The sequence below is a fragment of the Mucilaginibacter sp. P4_D1 genome (assembly GCF_056401935.1).
Genome location: NZ_JBFUIJ010000039.1, coordinates 1 through 18,431 on the forward strand (window position 1 = coordinate 1; position 18,431 = coordinate 18,431).

At 48.0% G+C, this 18,431-nt stretch carries 13 protein-coding genes; 11 read left to right on the forward strand and 2 right to left on the reverse strand.

Annotated elements, in window-relative coordinates; all coding sequences use genetic code 11:
- Nucleotides 1-355: 355 nt before the first annotated feature.
- Complete coding sequence (locus AC1DV1_RS24365) at nucleotides 356-1,027, reverse strand: hypothetical protein (RefSeq protein ID WP_477364840.1); 672 nt, start codon at nucleotides 1,025-1,027, stop codon at nucleotides 356-358.
- 1,013 nt (nucleotides 1,028-2,040) lie between these two features.
- Between AC1DV1_RS24365 and AC1DV1_RS24370 the strand changes: the two genes are divergently transcribed.
- From AC1DV1_RS24370 to AC1DV1_RS24390, 5 genes are all read left to right on the forward strand, one after another.
- Entirely contained in the window at nucleotides 2,041-2,397 is a 357-nt protein-coding gene (locus AC1DV1_RS24370; RefSeq protein ID WP_477364843.1) for a hypothetical protein, read from the forward strand.
- 46 nt (nucleotides 2,398-2,443) lie between these two features.
- Nucleotides 2,444-6,424 (forward strand): hypothetical protein, encoded by a 3,981-nt coding sequence (locus AC1DV1_RS24375; RefSeq protein ID WP_477364846.1) that lies wholly within the window; start codon nucleotides 2,444-2,446, stop codon nucleotides 6,422-6,424.
- A 42-nt stretch (nucleotides 6,425-6,466) separates the two neighbouring features.
- Nucleotides 6,467-10,069: a DUF6443 domain-containing protein gene (locus AC1DV1_RS24380; RefSeq protein ID WP_477364849.1), complete on the forward strand. Its 3,603-nt coding sequence runs from the start codon at nucleotides 6,467-6,469 to the stop codon at nucleotides 10,067-10,069.
- Between the two features lies 1 nt (nucleotide 10,070).
- Complete coding sequence (locus AC1DV1_RS24385) at nucleotides 10,071-10,397, forward strand: NTF2 fold immunity protein (RefSeq protein ID WP_477364852.1); 327 nt, start codon at nucleotides 10,071-10,073, stop codon at nucleotides 10,395-10,397.
- A 389-nt stretch (nucleotides 10,398-10,786) separates the two neighbouring features.
- Nucleotides 10,787-11,209, forward strand: a complete 423-nt coding sequence (locus AC1DV1_RS24390) for a hypothetical protein (protein ID WP_477364855.1) — start codon at nucleotides 10,787-10,789, stop codon at nucleotides 11,207-11,209.
- 496 nt (nucleotides 11,210-11,705) lie between these two features.
- On the opposite strand, the gene AC1DV1_RS24395 is transcribed toward AC1DV1_RS24390, so the two are convergent.
- Nucleotides 11,706-13,604 carry a T9SS type B sorting domain-containing protein gene (locus AC1DV1_RS24395; protein ID WP_477364858.1) on the reverse strand — a complete coding sequence of 633 codons (1,899 nt, stop codon included), beginning with the start codon at nucleotides 13,602-13,604 and terminating at the stop codon, nucleotides 11,706-11,708.
- Between the two features lie 276 nt (nucleotides 13,605-13,880).
- Here AC1DV1_RS24395 and AC1DV1_RS24400 point away from each other — a divergent pair, with 276 nt between their 5' ends.
- Genes AC1DV1_RS24400 through AC1DV1_RS24425 form a run of 6 tightly spaced genes read left to right on the forward strand, consistent with a single transcriptional unit; the run spans nucleotide 13,881 to nucleotide 18,417 of the window.
- Complete coding sequence (locus AC1DV1_RS24400) at nucleotides 13,881-15,371, forward strand: phytoene desaturase family protein (RefSeq protein ID WP_477364861.1); 1,491 nt, start codon at nucleotides 13,881-13,883, stop codon at nucleotides 15,369-15,371.
- Nucleotides 15,368-16,204, forward strand: coding sequence for a phytoene/squalene synthase family protein (locus tag AC1DV1_RS24405; RefSeq protein WP_477364864.1), 837 nt, complete (start codon nucleotides 15,368-15,370; stop codon nucleotides 16,202-16,204). Before AC1DV1_RS24400 ends, AC1DV1_RS24405 begins: the two co-directional genes overlap by 4 nt.
- Nucleotides 16,201-16,674, forward strand: a complete 474-nt coding sequence (locus AC1DV1_RS24410; RefSeq protein WP_477364867.1) for a hypothetical protein — start codon at nucleotides 16,201-16,203, stop codon at nucleotides 16,672-16,674. Before AC1DV1_RS24405 ends, AC1DV1_RS24410 begins: the two co-directional genes overlap by 4 nt.
- 18 nt (nucleotides 16,675-16,692) lie before the next feature.
- Nucleotides 16,693-17,208 (forward strand): isopentenyl-diphosphate Delta-isomerase, encoded by a 516-nt coding sequence (gene idi, locus AC1DV1_RS24415; RefSeq protein WP_477364870.1) that lies wholly within the window; start codon nucleotides 16,693-16,695, stop codon nucleotides 17,206-17,208.
- A gap of 19 nt (nucleotides 17,209-17,227) precedes the next feature.
- A complete protein-coding gene (locus AC1DV1_RS24420; RefSeq protein ID WP_477364873.1) occupies nucleotides 17,228-17,686 on the forward strand; it encodes a sterol desaturase family protein in 459 nt (152 codons plus the stop codon).
- Nucleotides 17,683-18,417: a lycopene cyclase domain-containing protein gene (locus tag AC1DV1_RS24425; RefSeq protein ID WP_477364876.1), complete on the forward strand. Its 735-nt coding sequence runs from the start codon at nucleotides 17,683-17,685 to the stop codon at nucleotides 18,415-18,417. Before AC1DV1_RS24420 ends, AC1DV1_RS24425 begins: the two co-directional genes overlap by 4 nt.
- Nucleotides 18,418-18,431: the final 14 nt, after the last annotated feature.

An 18,431-nucleotide genomic window follows, 5' to 3' on the forward strand; every position in this document is an offset into this window, starting at 1 on the left:
GTAAAACGTGGGAGAGTAGGTCGGTGCCAAATCTTATCCGCCTTAAAGGCTGAATCGTGAAACCCTTCATCATACTGATGAGGGGTTTTTGCGTTTTGAAAAGTTCAATCATTCATTAGTTCATTGGTGTTCGGTTGGATACCTTGCTTTGCTGAGTTTAGCTTACAAAAGGTACACGTTTGTGGTAAAAAGATGTACTTCCTGCGCAGGTTATTGGTACTAATAGGCAATAAATATGCAATAAGTTACTACAGGTATAAATTGCTATGCGGGTAAACGGTTTACTGACAAGGTAGTGTCACTTGAATGCAGCACACCACCTCCAGGTATAATAGTGGGTAGTTTTAAAAATTACTTACAACAGGGACTTATTAGCAACCCAATTTCGTAGCAGATGTTTGTTTGCTGTTAAACTGCCAATCATGAAAAATTTATTGGTGCTTAGTGCTGGCGATGTATCTGTTTTTTCCCGTACCACTCCTTCCTTGTTGATATAGCTGGAATGAAGGAAATAGCAACCGGTAGTGGTTTTAACAATATAGCCGGTATGAAAATCAAGGCCAATAATGAAAACCGAGTTAATCGGCTGTTTGGCCAGGTAGCTATTCAGTTTACCGAGGCTATTAAATGATTCAATGCCCACGCAGAGCTTTTTGATCATGTCGCCGGAACGAACTTCGGCAAGGCCCACCCGGTTAATCTTAAAACCGAGGTCTGTTAAGGTATTGGTTATAAAATACCCGCAAGCAATACTTCCTGCTTTGGGTTGCTGTGTAGTTCCATGAAATTCCCAGGGGGTACCCGCCCAATAGTTATAAATATCCTCATCTATCAGTTTGAACAAATAGTTACCAATATCTTTTGCCGGGTGTTTAATCAGTAGGCTTTTATGGTCAATTACACTTTTTTTAAAGGTGTTATAGTCAACCTTGTTATTAGCAGATAATTGCGCGTTTTTATAATTGCCATTGCCAAATGCTGTAATAACAATCCAGGTATAAAGGGAAACTAATTGTGCAAGGTGCATAAATTGCTGCGCATGAGAACGTGCTGTAACTAAGGTACATAAATGCTTTCAATTCTGCATTGCAACCCGTCGGTTTTTGCAACAAGAATGTTTGCGGGCAACCTCCTCAGCGTTTTGACGCACTGTTCCACCTCGCCGGGGTTCGGCTATGTCGGGGAGGCATTATCTTTTTTAGCACAGGTTTTGTGCGCTGCTGCTTTAGCGATGACAGGCCTGCGCTTTGCTACATATCTTGATGGCCACAAAGTCGCAACTTAGCCCCATTGCTTCATCTGAAAAAACATCGTTTTTAGCCATCTATCTTGCTACTTGATACTAACTACTTGCTACTTTAAATGGGCGTTTCCCCGTTGGTAGAAACGGGGGCGGGCTTTTCATTCATACGCCTGCAGGCGTTACGCTCGTGGGCCGGTACCCATTGCAATCCCTAACGCGAACGCCGGAAACCGTAGGCTTCAATGCTCCACAAAAATAAGATGATTTGCATGCGGGCACATTTCGATGTTATAGGGGTGGCAGCTGAAATACTTGCTTGCACCGCAGGGCAAACGCATATAAATTGGGTTAACATAACTTAACATATTTCAAATATATTTTTTATAAATATTTGATAATCAATTTTTTGTATTTTATCATGGTTAACACTAAACTGATCGTGCAGTTTAGACACATCTAATATTTGTGCGTGTCATCGGGGAGTTAATACGTTTTAGCATAGGTGTTGAGTAGAGGTTTGAGCGTTGGCTCAGCTGTGCTTTAATCGGTATTTGTTTAAAGGAAGTCACAAGTGACACTCACGTACACAGCCGTACAACAATTGTGCCCAAGAGGGGGCGATCCGCTTCCCTTTGCCCAAAATCTGAAAACAGCTCGCGCCGTAACCGACTAATATTTGTTTCAAAAATCCGGTACCCCGTATTTTAACGGGGTGCCGGCAGGTGAAAACACCTATTGCAAAATAACTTTTATGCTACTAATTTAAGTCCCGAAACTATTGATACCCCGATAACTAAATGAAACCACGAATCCTTATCACCACCGTATTATCCGGCTGCTTCGCCTTGTGCTTTGTGGGCGCGACCAACCCGAGCGGCAAATGGACCGGCGCACTTCGCCAGGCCGACAGCACCGCCTACCCTTTAACTTATAACTTTACGCTCATCGGCGATTCTGTTGCCGGTACAGCCAAAAGCCCGCTGGGCGAATTTCCGATTGACCAGGGAAGGCTGGATACCGCCGGACTGCACTTTAAAGTTACCGTAAACGGGCTTGATGTCTACCACAACGGAACGGTATACGCCGATTCCATAGGCATGAACATGAGCTTGAACGGCTCGGTGGTGCATTGCAGGCTCAGCCGGTCCAATTAAAAAAACAAATAATTTAGATAATCCCTGATACTTTATCCATCATCACATGCGGTTTAAAACCCTCGTCCTGCCCTTATTATGCCTGCTGGCAGCAATCTTCCCTTCCGCGAGCTTGCTTGCGCAAACCACACCATCCGTCTCGCCGCACTTCGCGTTACGCACGGACCTGATTCCGGCATCGCCCAACGCGGCTTCGCTCGGCAAGTACGGCGTGGTGCCCGTTTCCATGCAGACGGGCATCCCGAGCATTTCCATCCCCATCACCGAAGTGAGCGGCAGGCAGCTGAAGATTCCCATAACACTTACGTACAACAACAACGGCTTCAGGCCGACCGAGGCGGCAAGCTGGGTGGGCTGGGGATGGTCGGTAAACTGCGGCGGAGTGATCACACGCATCGTGCGCGACAAGGTCGACGAGTTCGTGCAGTCGCAGTACAGCTACAACAACACCAGCTGGCGGTACACTACGGCCGACTCCGTCACCCGCAAGTTCATGGACCAGGCCCTGTACGACAATATCGTAGACACAGAGCCGGACGTATACGCTTACAACTTCGCCGGCTATACGGGCAAGTTCTTCATCAAGAACGGTACCTGCCACCAGTATCCCTACAACCAGCTAAACATATCGTACCTGAGCCCGACCGGGGGCTTCGTAATCACCGCCCCGGATGGTACCGTCTACACGTTTAACGTGGCGGAGCATACCGTAAACCCGCAAAACACCAACCAGGCTCCCGAAACCTACGTGCTGCCGACAGACTACGTCTCCAGCTGGTACCTGGGAAACGCCACCTCGGCCGACTACAAGGACCAGATTACGTTCAGCTACTCGTCGCCGGTGATGATCGACCAGCGGGGGCCAGGCAGGCAGGGTATGACCGTGGAGCATCCCGGCGGCGGCGGCCCGGTTTACACGCCCGGACTAATCAGCTTCGCCTACCCTACGCGGGCCGCCGCCGTACAGCTTACGCAGGTGACCAGCTCAAAGATGACGGTGGTGTTCAATGCGGCAACTGCCCGGCTCGACATGCCGACGGCCCAACTGGACAACATTGACATCAAGAACTACCAGGGCACTGTCGTTAACCGCTTCAAGTTCAACTACGGGTATTTTTCCGATCCTTCTCTGGGCATCTACACCACCCACCGGCTCAAGCTGCTGGGCGTTGACGAGGGGATAAACGCGGCAATGCTCAAAAGGCACACCTTTTACTACAACGGCGGCTTCGGAGGGGGGTACATCGGCACATCGCGGAACCTGCCGGCAGTTGACCACTGGGGATACTCCAACGGCGGCGACATCTCGGAAACGGCCAACATGATGCCCAATACAATCTATCCGCAGGGCGTAACCAAGGACCCCAACATGTCCTACAGCCAGCAAACTGTGCTCAACAAGATCGTCTATCCTACCGGCGGATCCTCGGTGTTCGAGTACGAGCCGAATATCTACAGTACCGGTACCACACTTCTTGTCAACAATATGAACAACGGCGACAACATACACCGGATGGACAGCACCACCACCAATGTCATCTCGTCAACCACCAGCTTTACCATCACCAACGCGCAGATGGTGCACCTATACTACTCCAGGAACCCCAAACTTGGGATGTACTACGCGCCAAGCGGCTACGGCCCAGATGACCCGACGAAGAACTTCACGCCCGAGGTGACGATCACGCCGGGCAACTATACCTTCAGCATTAACTACTTCAGGGACGACGCCAGCAAGGCCGATTCGGTGCTCCTACAGCCAGGCACCTACAGCATGCTTATCAAGTGCGACGACAAGGAGAACGACGTGGGCGCCAGCCTGCAGTACAAGCAGCAGACCAGCCAGGTTGTGGAGGGCATCCCGGGCCCCGGCCTCCGGATCAGGCGCATCAGTAACTACCTCAATTCTTCGGCCACAGGTACGGCATCGGCGGTAAAGGAGTACGTGTACAAGGACAGCACGGGCACGTCTACCGGCGTACTGATCAACGTGCCGTTTTACGATGAGGGTGATTACACCGAGATGCAGTACAAAATAACGGGCCTGGAAACCCGGTCGTACCGGAATTACAGCGCCGCAAGCAACAACGGCCTTAGCGTGAGCCAGGACATGTACTACAAGAAGGTGTACGAGAAGGACGTGAACGGCAGCGAGTTCCTGCTGAGCAGCAGCGAGTTTGACGCCTTGGGAACGGCAGGCAACAACAGCCTGTCTGTTGTGCAGAAGCGCAAGACCGACTTCAAGCGCGTGGGCACCAGCTACGTGCGCCTGCAAAAGCAGGAATCCAGCTACGACCTCGACGTTACCGAGACGGCGCTGTTTATAGGCATCAAGCCCCACCTGGCCGTCCGCAGGATTCCCTGCGTCGGCATATACCCGCCGTCTTTGGGTTGCGGGTTTCCCGAAGAAATGCTGCGGGAGTACATCTACAGCAACTACAATACCGTGCCTGCCTTCCTGCGGCTGAAAAGCGAGCGACATGTGAGCTATGTGAACACCAGCGACTCGGTAGTTACCTCGTCGGCCTATTTATACACCATTCCTTACCGGAATAAAGTGCTTGCGTCGACAACTGATTCAAAGGGTACTACCCGGGTGGAGAAATACAAGTACCAGGCAGACTACGCCACGGGCAGCGGCGCCACCGGCATCAGCATGGTGATTGAAAAGCAGGGCTGGCTCAAACGCTCGGCCACCGATTCGGTAATGACCGATGGGGTGATCACCGATTATGACCAAAACAAACCCCGCACCCTATACAGTTTCATTAATGCCAACCCTGTTGCCAGCCTGAACCAGGAAACCAAGAACGCGCAGGGCTTATATACCAGTATCCTGAGCGACAGCAGGTATAAAGCACGCATTACCACCAATTACAACAGTACTACTGCCAATGTGGAAAGCCAGGACATTGCAGGCTATTACCCTACAACCACCACCAGCCACCAGGTAGCCTACCTGTGGGGTTATCATAACAATTACCCCATTGCCCAGGTTAAGAACGCCGACCTGGCCGGGGCGGCCTATACCAGCTTTGAAGACGACGACAACAGCTGGACTTATACTGCTGCCAATGTGGTTGGCACCGATGCGCGCACGGGGGTAAAAAGCTACAGCGGCACCATCAGTAAAAGCAGCCTGCCATCGGGCAATTACAGGGTAAGCCTTTGGGGCAAGGGCAGCGCCACTATAACCATTGGCGGCGTAGCCAAAACCATGACCAGCACCTGGACATTGTATGAATGGACGCTGACGGGGATAACCAGCATATCGATAAGCAGCAACGGCAATTTGATTGACGAGGTAAGACTATGCCCGGTAGGCACTCAGATGACCACTTACGTATATGTACCTCTGACCGGCGTAACCGCCAGCACCGACGCTAAAGGCATGACCACCTTTTTCGAGTACGACAGCGAAAGCCGGCTGGTAAACGTAAAGGACCGGCAGGGCAATATCCTGAAAAACTACGATTACAACTATGCAAATCAGGGCCCGGTATGGCAGGACAGCGGGGTGCCGCCGCGATGCGTTACGAACGGCGTTGGCCAAAACACGGGCGAGCAGCAAAAGCAGCAGGTGGATACCAACCCCTACAGCCCAACCTACAACCAAACGCAATGGGTAAGCAATGGTACCAATACCTCGGCCTGCCCGGTGCCGCCAACCATTTATGTAAATGTGTCGGTGGGCAGCACCAGCGTAAGTAACGGGCTCACGTACAATACGTATGTGTTTAAATCGTACTCGGATTCCAACTGTACGCAAGCATATAATGTGCCCGTTACGCTTACCATCAATTACCAGTACATAAAGAATGCGACCTACAATGACGGGCGCTCGCCGAACCCTGAAGTGACCACCACAAACAGTACAGTTACCATATCTTCGGGTACCAACCAGGGCACCAGCGCATCGCTGCTATCATCCGGTTGTTTTACCAATAGCAGTATACAAATCTGTTATTCGTCGTCGGTAACCGTACAGGCGGGAACTGGTTATGTACCCGTAAACCCCGAGATATAATAATTCCATCATACCCCATAACCCTTATTTAAAAAAGAACAAATGGAATTACACGATAAAATATATAAAAGCATCCTGCTGGTGGCAGGCCTGCTTATTGGCAATGCACTATTTGCTCAAACCACCACGCAAAACTATGTGCGCAGCCGGATACCGCGCACGGCTATAAAAACCAATACCCGGCTTGACCAGCTGACAACGGTAAAAGACTCGGTGATGACGACGATCCAGTACGTCGACGGGCTGGGCAGCCCGCTGCAAACGGTGCAAAGGCAGGCATCTCCGGCGGGCTATGACGTGGTACAGCCCTTTGCCTATGACGGGTATTACCGGGAGGCGCAAAAATACCTGCCCTATGTAAACAGCACGACCAGTTACGGTACCTACCGCACGGATGCGCTGGGCGCGACAACTGGCGTAAAGGCTTTTTATAATCCATCGAACGGGACAATTGAAGGCAAGCAAAGCAATGCCATTGTGCTTACACAGTTCCCGTATGCGGTAACCGCCTTTGAGCCCTCGCCGCTGGGCAGGGTAATTGAGCAGGGAGCGCCCGGCGCGGCCTGGCAGTTGTCTGCCAATCCCGATGCCGACCATACGGTAAGGGTTGCCTTTACCAGTAATGAGCAAACCAGCACATTTAGTACTACCAATGTAAGCAGCACCAATCTGGGCAGCCGCAAGGCCGCACTGTATACCGCTACCATTAATGCAAGTGGCAGCAGGAACCTGGTACGTACAGGCAATACAGCTACCTACAGTCCTAATCAATTGGATGTAACCATAGCCAAGGATGAGAACTGGAAGGCAACCGACGGCTGCTTCGGCACAACCGAAACCTATAAGGACAAAGAAGGCCACATTGTGCTGAAACGCACTTACAACATTAAAGGCACGGTTGCCGAGATGCTGAGCACCTATTACGTATACGATGAACGGGGCAGTCTGAGCTTCGTGCTGCCGCCGGGAGCAAGCCCCGATGCTACGGCCACGATAAGCCAGGCAACAATTGATAATATTTGCTACCAGTACCGTTACGACGGCCGGGGCAGGCTTACGCAGAAAAAAGTACCGGGTAAGGGCTGGGAGTTTATGATCTATAACACCTTAGACCAGGTGATCGGCACGCAGGATTCGGTGCAACGCATGAAAGCGCCGCAGGAATGGACAGTTACCAAATATGACGCAATGGGCAGGCCAGTAATTACGGGAATATTTCAGCATACCGGCAGTACCGGGGGCGTAAACAATCTTGCAACCGTACAGGGCCTTGCTGATGTGGTAACCACCCAATGGGAAACCACCACTACAACTGGCACGGGTTATACAAGTAATGCATGGCCAACAACCATCAATACGGTGCTAAGTGTTTCTTATTATGATAGCTACAGCAATATCCCCGGCCTTCCATCCATGTACAACCAGCTGGGCAATACTTTGTACAGCAGCCATACCACCGGGCTGGTTACAGCCACCAAGACGTTGGTGCTCAATACTACCGCCGATTACCTGTGGAGTATGCCGTACTATGATGAAGATGGGGAAGTGATCCGCACGTTTACGCAGCACTACGTGGGCGGCTCGTCGGCGCTGAGCCAGTACAACTACGACGACGTCATCACCGGGTACAACTTCGCCAAGCAGTTGGTAACCAACTACCGGGTGCACTATACCGCCAACGCTGCCAAGACGGCCCCGGTGCGGAAGCTGATGTCGTCTGAAGCCTATTCCTACGACCATATGGGCAGGCGCAGGTCGAATGCCAGCCAGCTGCAGGACAGCACCAATACCATCCAGGGTGCAGTACGGGTATCCTTAGCCAGCTATAACGAACTGGGGCAGCTCACCAAAAAAAGCCTGCATTCGGTCAACGGCACCTCCAATTTTTTACAGAACCTGGATTATAGGTATAACCCAAGGGGATGGCTGACCAATATCAATAACCCCACCCTGAGCGCCGATGGGGGGATAACCAATACCGATACCAACGACCAGTTTGGTATAGAGTTGAAATATGATAATGCGGCGGTGCCGCTGTACAACGGCAACATTGGCAGCACCGCGGTGAAGACCACGGCCCTGTCGGGCACCAGTTACCCGGCCCTTACTTACAACTACAGCTACGACAAGCTGAACCGGTTGACGGATGCCATAAGTACGACCACAACCACAGGTGACGGTTTTTACAACGAAAACCTGACTTACGATCCAATGGGCAATATCCAAACGCTGAAACGGTACGATAAAAACGGAACAGCAGCCCAGCTGATAGACAACCTGAGCTATACCTACGTAAGTGGTAATAAGGTTGACCGGATTGATGATAGCGGTACCAACTCAGGGTTTAACAATACGGTAAGCCAGGTGGGTGAGTATACTTATGATGGCAACGGCAACCAGCTTGTTGACCTGAATAAAGGGCTTACCCAGGCTTACAATATGCTGAACCTGCCGCAAACTGTGGTCAGGTCCGGTATATCCGTTGCCTATATCTACGATGCCACGGGCAGGAAGCTGAGGAAGCTGTCGACGACCGTTAGCACAACCACCGTAACCGAGTACGTGAGCGGCATCCAGTACGAGTATACTGGAACTAATCCCGTGATTTCCTTTATTCAGACGGAAGAGGGCCGTGCGAGAAAAAGCGGGATCGTATACAAGTACGAGTATGATTTGAAGGACCACCTGGGCAACACCAGGCTGACCACCACCTGGGACCCATCGGACGTGAACCAGCTTACGCCGCTTAACTCGCAGCGGAATGACTATTACGCGTTTGGATATACCATACAAAGTTTGATCGGCTCTTTGCCAAGTTCTCCAAATCACTATCTTTACAATCACAAGGAGCTGCAGGACGAGACGGGGCTTTACGATTACGGCGCGCGGTTCTATGATCCGGTGATTGGGAGGTGGAGTGCAGTTGATCCATTGGCAGAGAAAATGAGGAGATGGAGCCCTTACAGCTATGCGTTTGATAATCCCATTAGATTTATAGATCCTGATGGAATGAAGCCTGGCGATGTTTTTACATCAATGGACGAGGCAGCGAAGGATTGGGGAAGATACTATAACGGTAATTCAATATGGGCGAATCGAGAATACGCTTCATCCATTTATACTGTCGTCAAGGATGGCAAAACCTTTTTTGCTTATACAAAGGCCGAAGCTGGCGACGCCCGCCATTCCAATGCCCCAGTTCCTTGGTGGAATCACACTGTCGCGGACATACACTCCCATGCAGGATATGATGAAAAATGGGATTATAAAGTTGATCCTCATACAGGCAAGTATGTTGACTGGAATAACACTTTTTCCGATCCCGACAAAGAACTAAATAATCATTTTGGTTATCCTGGATATGTAGTCACACCTAATGGAAGCTTGCAAAAATATGATCCAGAAACTGGTAAGATAACTCAAATAAGCTCAGACATGCCAGGCGACCCAAGAGACGATAGACGCGTAAAGAAAATAAAGCCTGTTTTCAATGAAAAATTGGAAATTTACCTTTTTAAGGATGCTCTTCACGATTTATTGCAGGGATCTGAGCATAACAAAGGCAATAATGGAGGGAACGATGCCTACAATACAATTATGTCCTGGATTCAGAAAAACCCTTCAATTAAACTAAACTTCGAATAATATGAAAAACAAGCCTATTAAAATAACAGTGATGTTTTTTTTGTTCACACTCCTTTGTTCATGCAAACAAAAAGTATCTGACGGGCCTAAAGTGAAAGGCCTTGTTCCCAACAAGGAAACGGCAATTAAAATAGCTGAAGCAGTATGGTTGCCCATATACGGAAAAGATATCTATGACGAAGAACCGTTTGACGCTGTTTTGACCGAATATGGAACCTGGATGGTTATGGGCTCACTTCATGGACAACATGGCGGAGGTGAGCTTAAGATCATCTTGCAACCCAAGGATGGCAAAATCCTTTTCGCTGGCCGAGATCCTGGAAAATGAAGCGGGCATGAATCTCCCCTGATAGATGGACTCCATGCTAGGTATTAAATATGCAAATCCTGGATGATTGATTTCATCCGGGGGGGTATACCCCCCCCAGCTACCGCAAGCACTTTTCCCCAGCTACCACCAGGGCTTTTTGAACGCTACCGCAGGCCTCCTGTCCTGTGGTACTCATGCAATGCAGGGTGTATGTTGGATAATATAAAGCTGTAGAATAACCAGAGCCTGGCCGTGATGCCGGGCTTTGTTTTGAAGGTGCTAAGAACTTAGATATTAGCGATGTTAAAGCTAAATTCGGCACAAAATATGATATCGGCATATAACAAGCGAAAGCTTACGCAGATAAATTAAATAAGGCAAAAACATCAACAACCAAAGAATAAAGCATGGATTACACAATAACGCCATATGAGTCTCTCGGAAATATCCCTTTGGGACTACATAGAAATGAAATCAGGAAACTCCTAAAAGAGCCTAATATTGAATTTTACCGTAACCAATTTTCTAAAACTCCAACTGATTTTTTCGAAAATTTAGGGCTTTTTATAGGTTATGATGAAGATTTTTTATGTGAAGCAATAGAAATAGTGAAGCCTGCAAATCCGATTTTGTTTACGATTGAACTGTTAAACTTGCCCTATGCGTCGGTCGAAGAGCAAATTGCAGAGTGGGACGATGGGTTAGAGATTATGTATACAGGTTTTACATCTTATAAATTTGGCGTAGGTGTGTATGCCCCGAACAGAGATGACTCTCCGAATGAAGTTAGCGAATCGGTAATTGTGTTTAAGAAAGGGTATTACGATTAGTACCCCCAGTTGTCCGTAGTCTACCCTCGCCCGCGCTTTGTTAGAGTTGTTCTCCAACAAACTCGTTACCCGTTATAATGTCGCAGAAAGCCAAACCATTCTGGCCACTATCATAATACCGGGCCGGCGAATATTTGCGCCCTTCGCCCTTGTTGATATGGTTACTGCGGCTGCTATGTCACCCTTTAAGGGCTGTTTGGTTGGTGTATTTTAATCGATGGGCGATGCCCGTCGCAGATGGATGACGCCCTTTCGGGGCTGGCCTGTTGGCGAATTTTTAATCGATGTGGAATGCCTGTTGCCATTTCGAGGCCGGGCTATAGGCAACATTTTCGTACACGACCATAATTTAACATTGCCAGCCCTGAAAGCGTATAATCTGTCAGCACGGGGCGGCGCCCCGTGCTGCAAAGCGATACATGTGTGACAGCCCTGAAAGGGTGACATCTGCTTTACAATAATATGATTATAATTACTGCTCACTCAAAACTGCAAACTATTTCACCACCGTCACACTGCCCGATAGCGCCTTCTTGCCATTCTTCAGGTTTACGATGTAATAATAGGTGGCAGGCGGAACGGGTTGGCCGTTAAAGGTGCCGTCCCAGGAGGTGCTGTAGCCGGCTGATCTGAATATGCGCTGGCCGTAGCGGTTAAATACTTCTACCGTGTTTTTGGGGTAGGTGCTTAAGCCGGTGATGGCCCAAAGATCATTGCTGCCGTCGCCATTGGGCGAAAAGCTGTTGGGTATGCTGATATCAACCGGAACTGCCGGTGGGTTTACGGTAATAGCAAACTGAACGGGTAAACCGGGGCATTCATTATCGCTTAAAATAGCCATAAACCTGCCCCCGGGTTGAACCGGAATTTGTTGCGCAACGGTGTTGGTAGCCGCGTTGATAACGGATATATACGGCGAAAGGGAATTAACCACGTAAACCTTGCTGCCATCGCTATTGGTGGTGATGCCTGCCGGGTTTTGGCCTACATCAACAGTGGCGGCAATGCTGCGGGTTAAGGTGTTGATGACGGTAACTTTTTTGTCGTTAATGAGGGATACGTAAAGCCTTGCCCCATCCGGGCTTATGGCCAGGCAGTTGGCGGCTGTGCCAACATCTATTTTATACAGGATACGCCTGGCGGCAATATCTATAACGGCTACATCGTGCGAGTTGTAATTGGCTACGTACAGCGTTTTATTATCGGGACTGATGATAATACTGTTGGGCGTTGTGCCGGTAATGATGGCATATTCAAAATAACTGGTAGCGGTATCATAAAACTGCACAAGGTTTGAGCCTGCATTGATGATGTACAGTTTTTTACCGTCGGCGCTGATGGTCAAATCATACGGGGTATCGCCTGTGGTAACGGTTTTTATAACGGCGTAATTAGCCGTGCTGATGGTGGTTAACTGGTTGATGCTGGCATCGGTAATATATAACTTGCTGCCATCGGGGCTTATGACCATGCCAACAGGATCGAACCCGGCCGGGAAAGTGGTGATTACTTTATTGGTGACGGTATTGATTACGGCTATGGTATGCGAGCCCTCGTTGTTTACATACAGCAGGCTTTTATCGGGACTAAACACCAGCCGCTGCGGGCTGGAGTTTGCCGGCATCCCCTCGGTAATAACCTGCTCAACACTATTGGTAATGGTATTGATAAGCGAAACCGAGTTTGACGAGCTGTTGGCTGCATAGGCGTAACTTGCCGGCGCGGGTGTAACTGTGATATGTGCGGTTACAGGCGCGGTGCCGGTATTTATAGCTGTAAACGGGGTTATATCCTGGTTTCCGCTTGCGGCCAGGCCGATGCTGGGATTATCATTTGTCCAGCTGAAGCTGCGTGCGGTGCCTGTAAAAATAACGCCGGTGGTAAGCTGTCCGTTTTGCACGGTTTGATCGGGAATGGGGTTAACCAGGGGCAGGGGATTAATATGACCGCTTACCCTTGCTGTTTGCGTTACTTCGCCCGAGGTTAGCGCGACATCGCCCGAAATATTACCAGCCGCGGCCTGTGCCGATGAACGTACATAAACTACCTGGCTGGATATTAAACCGGATGTTTGTGTAAGTACAACGCTTGTATTAAAAGTACCATCGGCAGTAAGCGATACCTCGAAAYCGCCGGGTGCGGTAACCTGTACATCGGCAGATAAACCACTTGCCGATACCGTGAATTGCTGAACAGCCGGGCTGGTAGAGGCGGTACCGGCACAGGCAGAAATAGCCCCGGTTACTTCGCCAACAATCAATTGCGGCGCGGCGGTTGTGGATTTGGATAATATCTTAAAAGCAACATTTTCCCGTGGGCCTGGCGCTGCCAAAGCCTTTATCATTACCAGGAGTAGTAATGCAATTATAAACGGTAAATGCAGGTGCTTTTTCATATAACTTCGTCGCCGGCAAATTAAAACGACTGTTAAACGCTGTAATTTTTGTAAATATAAGGCTAATATTAACTTAACTGATAATGGCGTCCGCGGCAAACTTGAGTTAACAGGGTTTATCTTAAAACACGGGGTTGTAAATAATTTTATTTATTTGGTACTATATTATACAATAATTTAATTATTGATACAATTAAGTACTATATTTGTTTGTTGATTAGTTGGTTTATCCGGGTTGATGAACCATATTTACATAAACAATCATTTTAGCTTATTTTGAACAATAAAACCAATTTTGCTGTTATTGGCTCGGGCTTTGCCGGTTTAAGTGCTGCTGCATACCTGGCAAAGGCCGAATACCAGGTTGATGTGATTGAAAAAAATGCAACCATAGGCGGCCGTGCCCGGCAGTTGACCACCAATAACGGTTACTTGTTTGATATGGGCCCAAGCTGGTATTGGATGCCCGAGGTATTTGAAAAGTTTTTCAATGACTTTGGTTATAAGCCTGCCGATTTTTATGAACTGAAGCAACTGGATCCCGGATTTTCGGTAGTTTTTGGTGATGACGGTGTTATGGCCGTGCCTGCTGACTTCAGCGCCTTATGCCAATTGTTTGAGTCGATAGAAACCGGCAGCGCGGCGCAATTAAAAGTGTTTTTGGCTGAGGCCGCTTATAAATATAAAACGGGAATGAATAAACTGGTTTACAAACCCGGTTTGTCGCTTACCGAATTTTTGGATTGGGACCTGTTTAAAGGAGTTTTTAAATTACAGGTGTTTACTGCCTTTAGCAAACACGTCAGGAAGTTTTTTAAAAATCCCAGGCTAATAGCGCTCATGGAGTTTCCTGTACTGTTTTTAGGGGCCATGCCCGAAGATACCCCGGCTTTATACAGTCTCATGAATTACGCCGGCCTACAGCTGGGTACCTGGTATCCGAAGGGCGGTTTTGGTAAAATTATTGAGGGGATGCAGGAAGTTTGCAAAGCGCAGGGCGTGAAATTTCGTACCAATACGGCTGTTACTTCAATTAAGGTAGTCAACAACCGGGTTTCGGCAATTGCTACTGCCCATGATACGAAGGACTATGATGGCGTTATCGCTGCGGCGGATTATCATCATGTAGAAGAAAAACTGCTGGAGCCACAATTCAGAAATTACCAGGAATCGTATTGGGACAAACGGGTAATGGCGCCATCAAGCCTTATTTTTTACCTTGGTGTAACACGCAAAATAGATAGGCTTGACCACCACACTTTGTTTTTTGACGCCGATTTGAAACAGCACGCGCAGGAAATATATAAAGAGCCCCAATGGCCTTCAAAACCACTGTTTTATGTTTGCTGCCCTTCAAAAACCGATGACACCGTGGCACCCGCAGGGCACGAAAACCTGTTTATCCTGATGCCGCTGGCACCTGGGATTGAGGATAACGGCGACCTGAGGGAAAAATACTTTAATTTGATTATGGACAGGCTTGAACGTTTTAGCGACATAGCTATAAGGCAACATCTGGATTATAAGCAAAGCTATTGTATAAATGATTTTGTTGCCGATTATAACTCCTATAAAGGCAATGCTTATGGGTTGGCTAATACACTCATGCAAACGGCAAATCTTAAGCCATCCATCAGCAACCGCCGGGTAGGTAATTTATTTTATGCCGGGCAGCTTACAGTTCCTGGCCCCGGTGTGCCGCCGTCAATTATATCGGGTAAAGTTTCGGCMCAGCAATTAATCAAATATTCAACCAAAAATAAATGAAAGCGAGATTCGATAAATTATCTGCCACGTGCAGCAGGGAAACCACCCGGCTATACAGTACCAGTTTTTCGCTGGGTATCTATTTTTTAAAGAAAGAGCTTCGGGACCCCATATACGCCATTTATGGCTTTGTAAGGCTGGCCGACGAAATTGTGGATAGCTTTCACGATTATCCCAAAGCTTTGCTGTTAGCTGAGTTTAAAGAAGATTGTTTCCGCGCTATAAGCCGTGGCATCAGCATCAACCCTGTACTCAATTCTTTTCAGCAGGTTGTTAATAAATATCACATCAACCATGACCTTATCAGGCAGTTTTTAAAGAGCATGGAAATGGACCTGGCAGTGCAGGAGTACACCCCCGATAAGTACGAGGAATATATACTTGGTTCGGCACAGGTAGTGGGTTTAATGTGCCTGCATGTGTTTACCAACGGCAACGCTGATGAGTTTGAACGGCTGCGCCTGCCTGCTATGAAATTAGGATCCGCCTTTCAAAAAGTGAATTTTTTAAGAGATGCAAACGCCGATTACCAGGAACTGAACCGGAACTATTTTCCGCAAGTAAACCTGGCTTCTTTTTCTGATGGTGATAAAAAAGCTATCGAGCAAGATATTCTTCGCGAGTTTAACGAGGCACTGGACGGTATCAGGCAGCTGCCCCGTTCATGCCGCAAGGGTGTTTACCTGGCTTATGTTTACTACAGGCAGTTATTTCGGAAGATAGCCAATGTGCCGGCCGAGCGGGTGATGGAGCAACGCATCCGTGTATCCAACGGGCATAAATTTTGGCTGATGTTTGATTCGCTGGTGCGGTACAAATTAAATGTGTTATGAAGCTTGCCTTATATATTACGCTGATGCTTCCTTTACTTAGCCTGCAGCAGCCAAAGCCGACGCTAAAACAGTTGCGGTCGCTTTACAGGTATTCTGCAACCGAAAAGGACTCGTCGGCGAAATTTCTGCTGCTTACAACAACAGTTGATAGTGCTGCTACACCTATACTGTGTTGTTACAAAGGCGTGGCCCAGGTTATACAGGCCCGGTTTACAGGTAGCCCTTTCAGTAAGTTGAAAAAATTCAACACCGGTAAGTTGATGATAGAAAACGCCATAGCCCGCGATACCCTGAATGTAGAAATGCGTTTGTTGCGGTACAACATACAGGCAAATGCCCCCGCGTTTTTAGGATACAATGGCAGTTTGCAAAAAGACGAAGCATTTTTAAAAGCCAACTGTTACAAGCTTGATGATGCTGAATTAAAACTAATGGTAAACAAAGCTGTGGCCGCCCCCAAAAGCAATTGATAATTTAATACCGGTACGATGGAAGAGCATGTTGTTTTGGTTGATGATGATGATAACGAAGTGGGTACCATGGAAAAGATGGAGGCCCACCTGCAGGGTAAAAAGCACCGCGCATTTTCGGTATTTGTTTTTAACCTGGAAGGCGAGTTGTTATTACAGCAGCGCGCATTGGATAAGTACCACTCGGGCGGTAAATGGACAAACACCTGCTGCAGCCACCCGCGGCCCGGCGAGGATACACTTGAGGCTGCCCATCGCCGCTTAATGGAAGAGATGGGTATGGATTGCCAGTTAAATCACGTTTTTAGCTTCAGCTATCTTGCCGCGGTGCAGGCAAACCTCGTTGAAAACGAATACGACCACGTATTTTTTGGCGTAAGTAACGCGGTGCCCAATCCATCGCCCGCTGAGGTAGCGGCCTACCGGTACATCAGCCTTGATGACCTTGCCCGGGAGCTTGTTGAACATCCTGCCGATTATACGGAATGGCTGAAGATCTGCTTTGAGCAGGTGCACACAAATTATTACCAATAACCCCAATTAACCTGCAATAATGAACGCTTTAATTATCATAATCACATTTTTTGCGATGGAGGGCGTTGCCTGGTTTACCCATAAATATGTAATGCATGGCTTGTTATGGGTATGGCACCGCGACCATCATAAAAAAGAACAGCCCGGTTACCTGGAAAAAAACGACCTGTTTTTCCTCGTCTTCGCTATACCGGGTATCAGTTGCCTGGCCGCGGGTACCTTGGGGGCCATGCCGGTTTTTACTTGTGTGGGTACCGGTATCACGCTGTATGGTGCCTGCTACTTTTTTGTGCACGATTTATTTATACATCAGCGCATTAAAGTACTGCGTAACTCGCAAAACTGGTATTTAAAGGCCATTCGCAGGGCGCACAAAATGCACCATAAGCATATTGGGAAAGAAGAAGGCGAGTGTTTTGGCATGCTATGGGTTCCTTTTAAATATTTCCGCGAAAACAAAAACAATCAGCCGGCATGAAAAGCACTTATCTGTTGATTGATTTTTTTTCAATCCTGGTACCTTTTCTGTATTCGTTTCATCCAAAGCTAAAGTTTTACAAAAACTGGCCGGCCTTTTTTTCGGCCGTAATTATTACGGGTTTACTTTTTATTGGATGGGACATGTATTTTACCCATCTGAAAATATGGGGGTTTAATCCGGCTTACCTGATCGGGATAAATGTAGGTAACCTGCCCATTGAGGAAGTACTGTTTTTTTTATGTATTCCTTATTCCTGTGTTTTTTCTTACGTATGCCTTAATATGCTCATCAAAAAAAATATACCGAAGGCGTTGGAATCTGCCATTAGTATACTGCTGATAGTTTCATCGGTTTTTATGGCGGTATTTTTCAGGAATTTAAGCTACACAGCCTTCACTTTTATGGCGTTGGCTGTCCTGGTTTTTGTGGCAAGGTTTGTTTTGCAGGTCACCTGGCTACCCGGTTTTTATGTAAGCTACCTTATACTGCTATTGCCATTTTTAATTGTAAACGGGCTGCTTACCGGCACAGGTTTGCAGCAGCCGGTCGTTTGGTATAACCCGGCGCAAATGCTTAATATCCGCATCCTGACCATACCAATTGAAGATATTTTTTATGGCATGGACCTGATACTTTTAAACGTAATGATTTATTCATGGATAGGGGATAAGCAACGCCGCCACCATGAAGTTGCTAAAAAAATGGTAACAGCTATAAACCTGGTTTGAATTGTACACCGAAC

Bases quoted from the DNA above. Each gene is read 5' to 3' on its own strand.
- AC1DV1_RS24365 (WP_477364840.1), bottom strand. From the start codon at position 1,027: ATGCACCTTGCACAATTAGTTTCCCTTTATACCTGGATTGTTATTACA.
- AC1DV1_RS24405 (WP_477364864.1), top strand. From the start codon at position 15,368: ATGAAAGCGAGATTCGATAAATTATCTGCCACGTGCAGCAGGGAAACC.
- AC1DV1_RS24380 (WP_477364849.1), top strand. From the start codon at position 6,467: ATGGAATTACACGATAAAATATATAAAAGCATCCTGCTGGTGGCAGGC.
- AC1DV1_RS24370 (WP_477364843.1), top strand. From the start codon at position 2,041: ATGAAACCACGAATCCTTATCACCACCGTATTATCCGGCTGCTTCGCC.
- AC1DV1_RS24410 (WP_477364867.1), top strand. From the start codon at position 16,201: ATGAAGCTTGCCTTATATATTACGCTGATGCTTCCTTTACTTAGCCTG.
- AC1DV1_RS24425 (WP_477364876.1), top strand. From the start codon at position 17,683: ATGAAAAGCACTTATCTGTTGATTGATTTTTTTTCAATCCTGGTACCT.
- AC1DV1_RS24420 (WP_477364873.1), top strand. From the start codon at position 17,228: ATGAACGCTTTAATTATCATAATCACATTTTTTGCGATGGAGGGCGTT.
- idi (WP_477364870.1), top strand. From the start codon at position 16,693: ATGGAAGAGCATGTTGTTTTGGTTGATGATGATGATAACGAAGTGGGT.
- AC1DV1_RS24385 (WP_477364852.1), top strand. From the start codon at position 10,071: ATGAAAAACAAGCCTATTAAAATAACAGTGATGTTTTTTTTGTTCACA.
- AC1DV1_RS24390 (WP_477364855.1), top strand. From the start codon at position 10,787: ATGGATTACACAATAACGCCATATGAGTCTCTCGGAAATATCCCTTTG.
- AC1DV1_RS24375 (WP_477364846.1), top strand. From the start codon at position 2,444: ATGCGGTTTAAAACCCTCGTCCTGCCCTTATTATGCCTGCTGGCAGCA.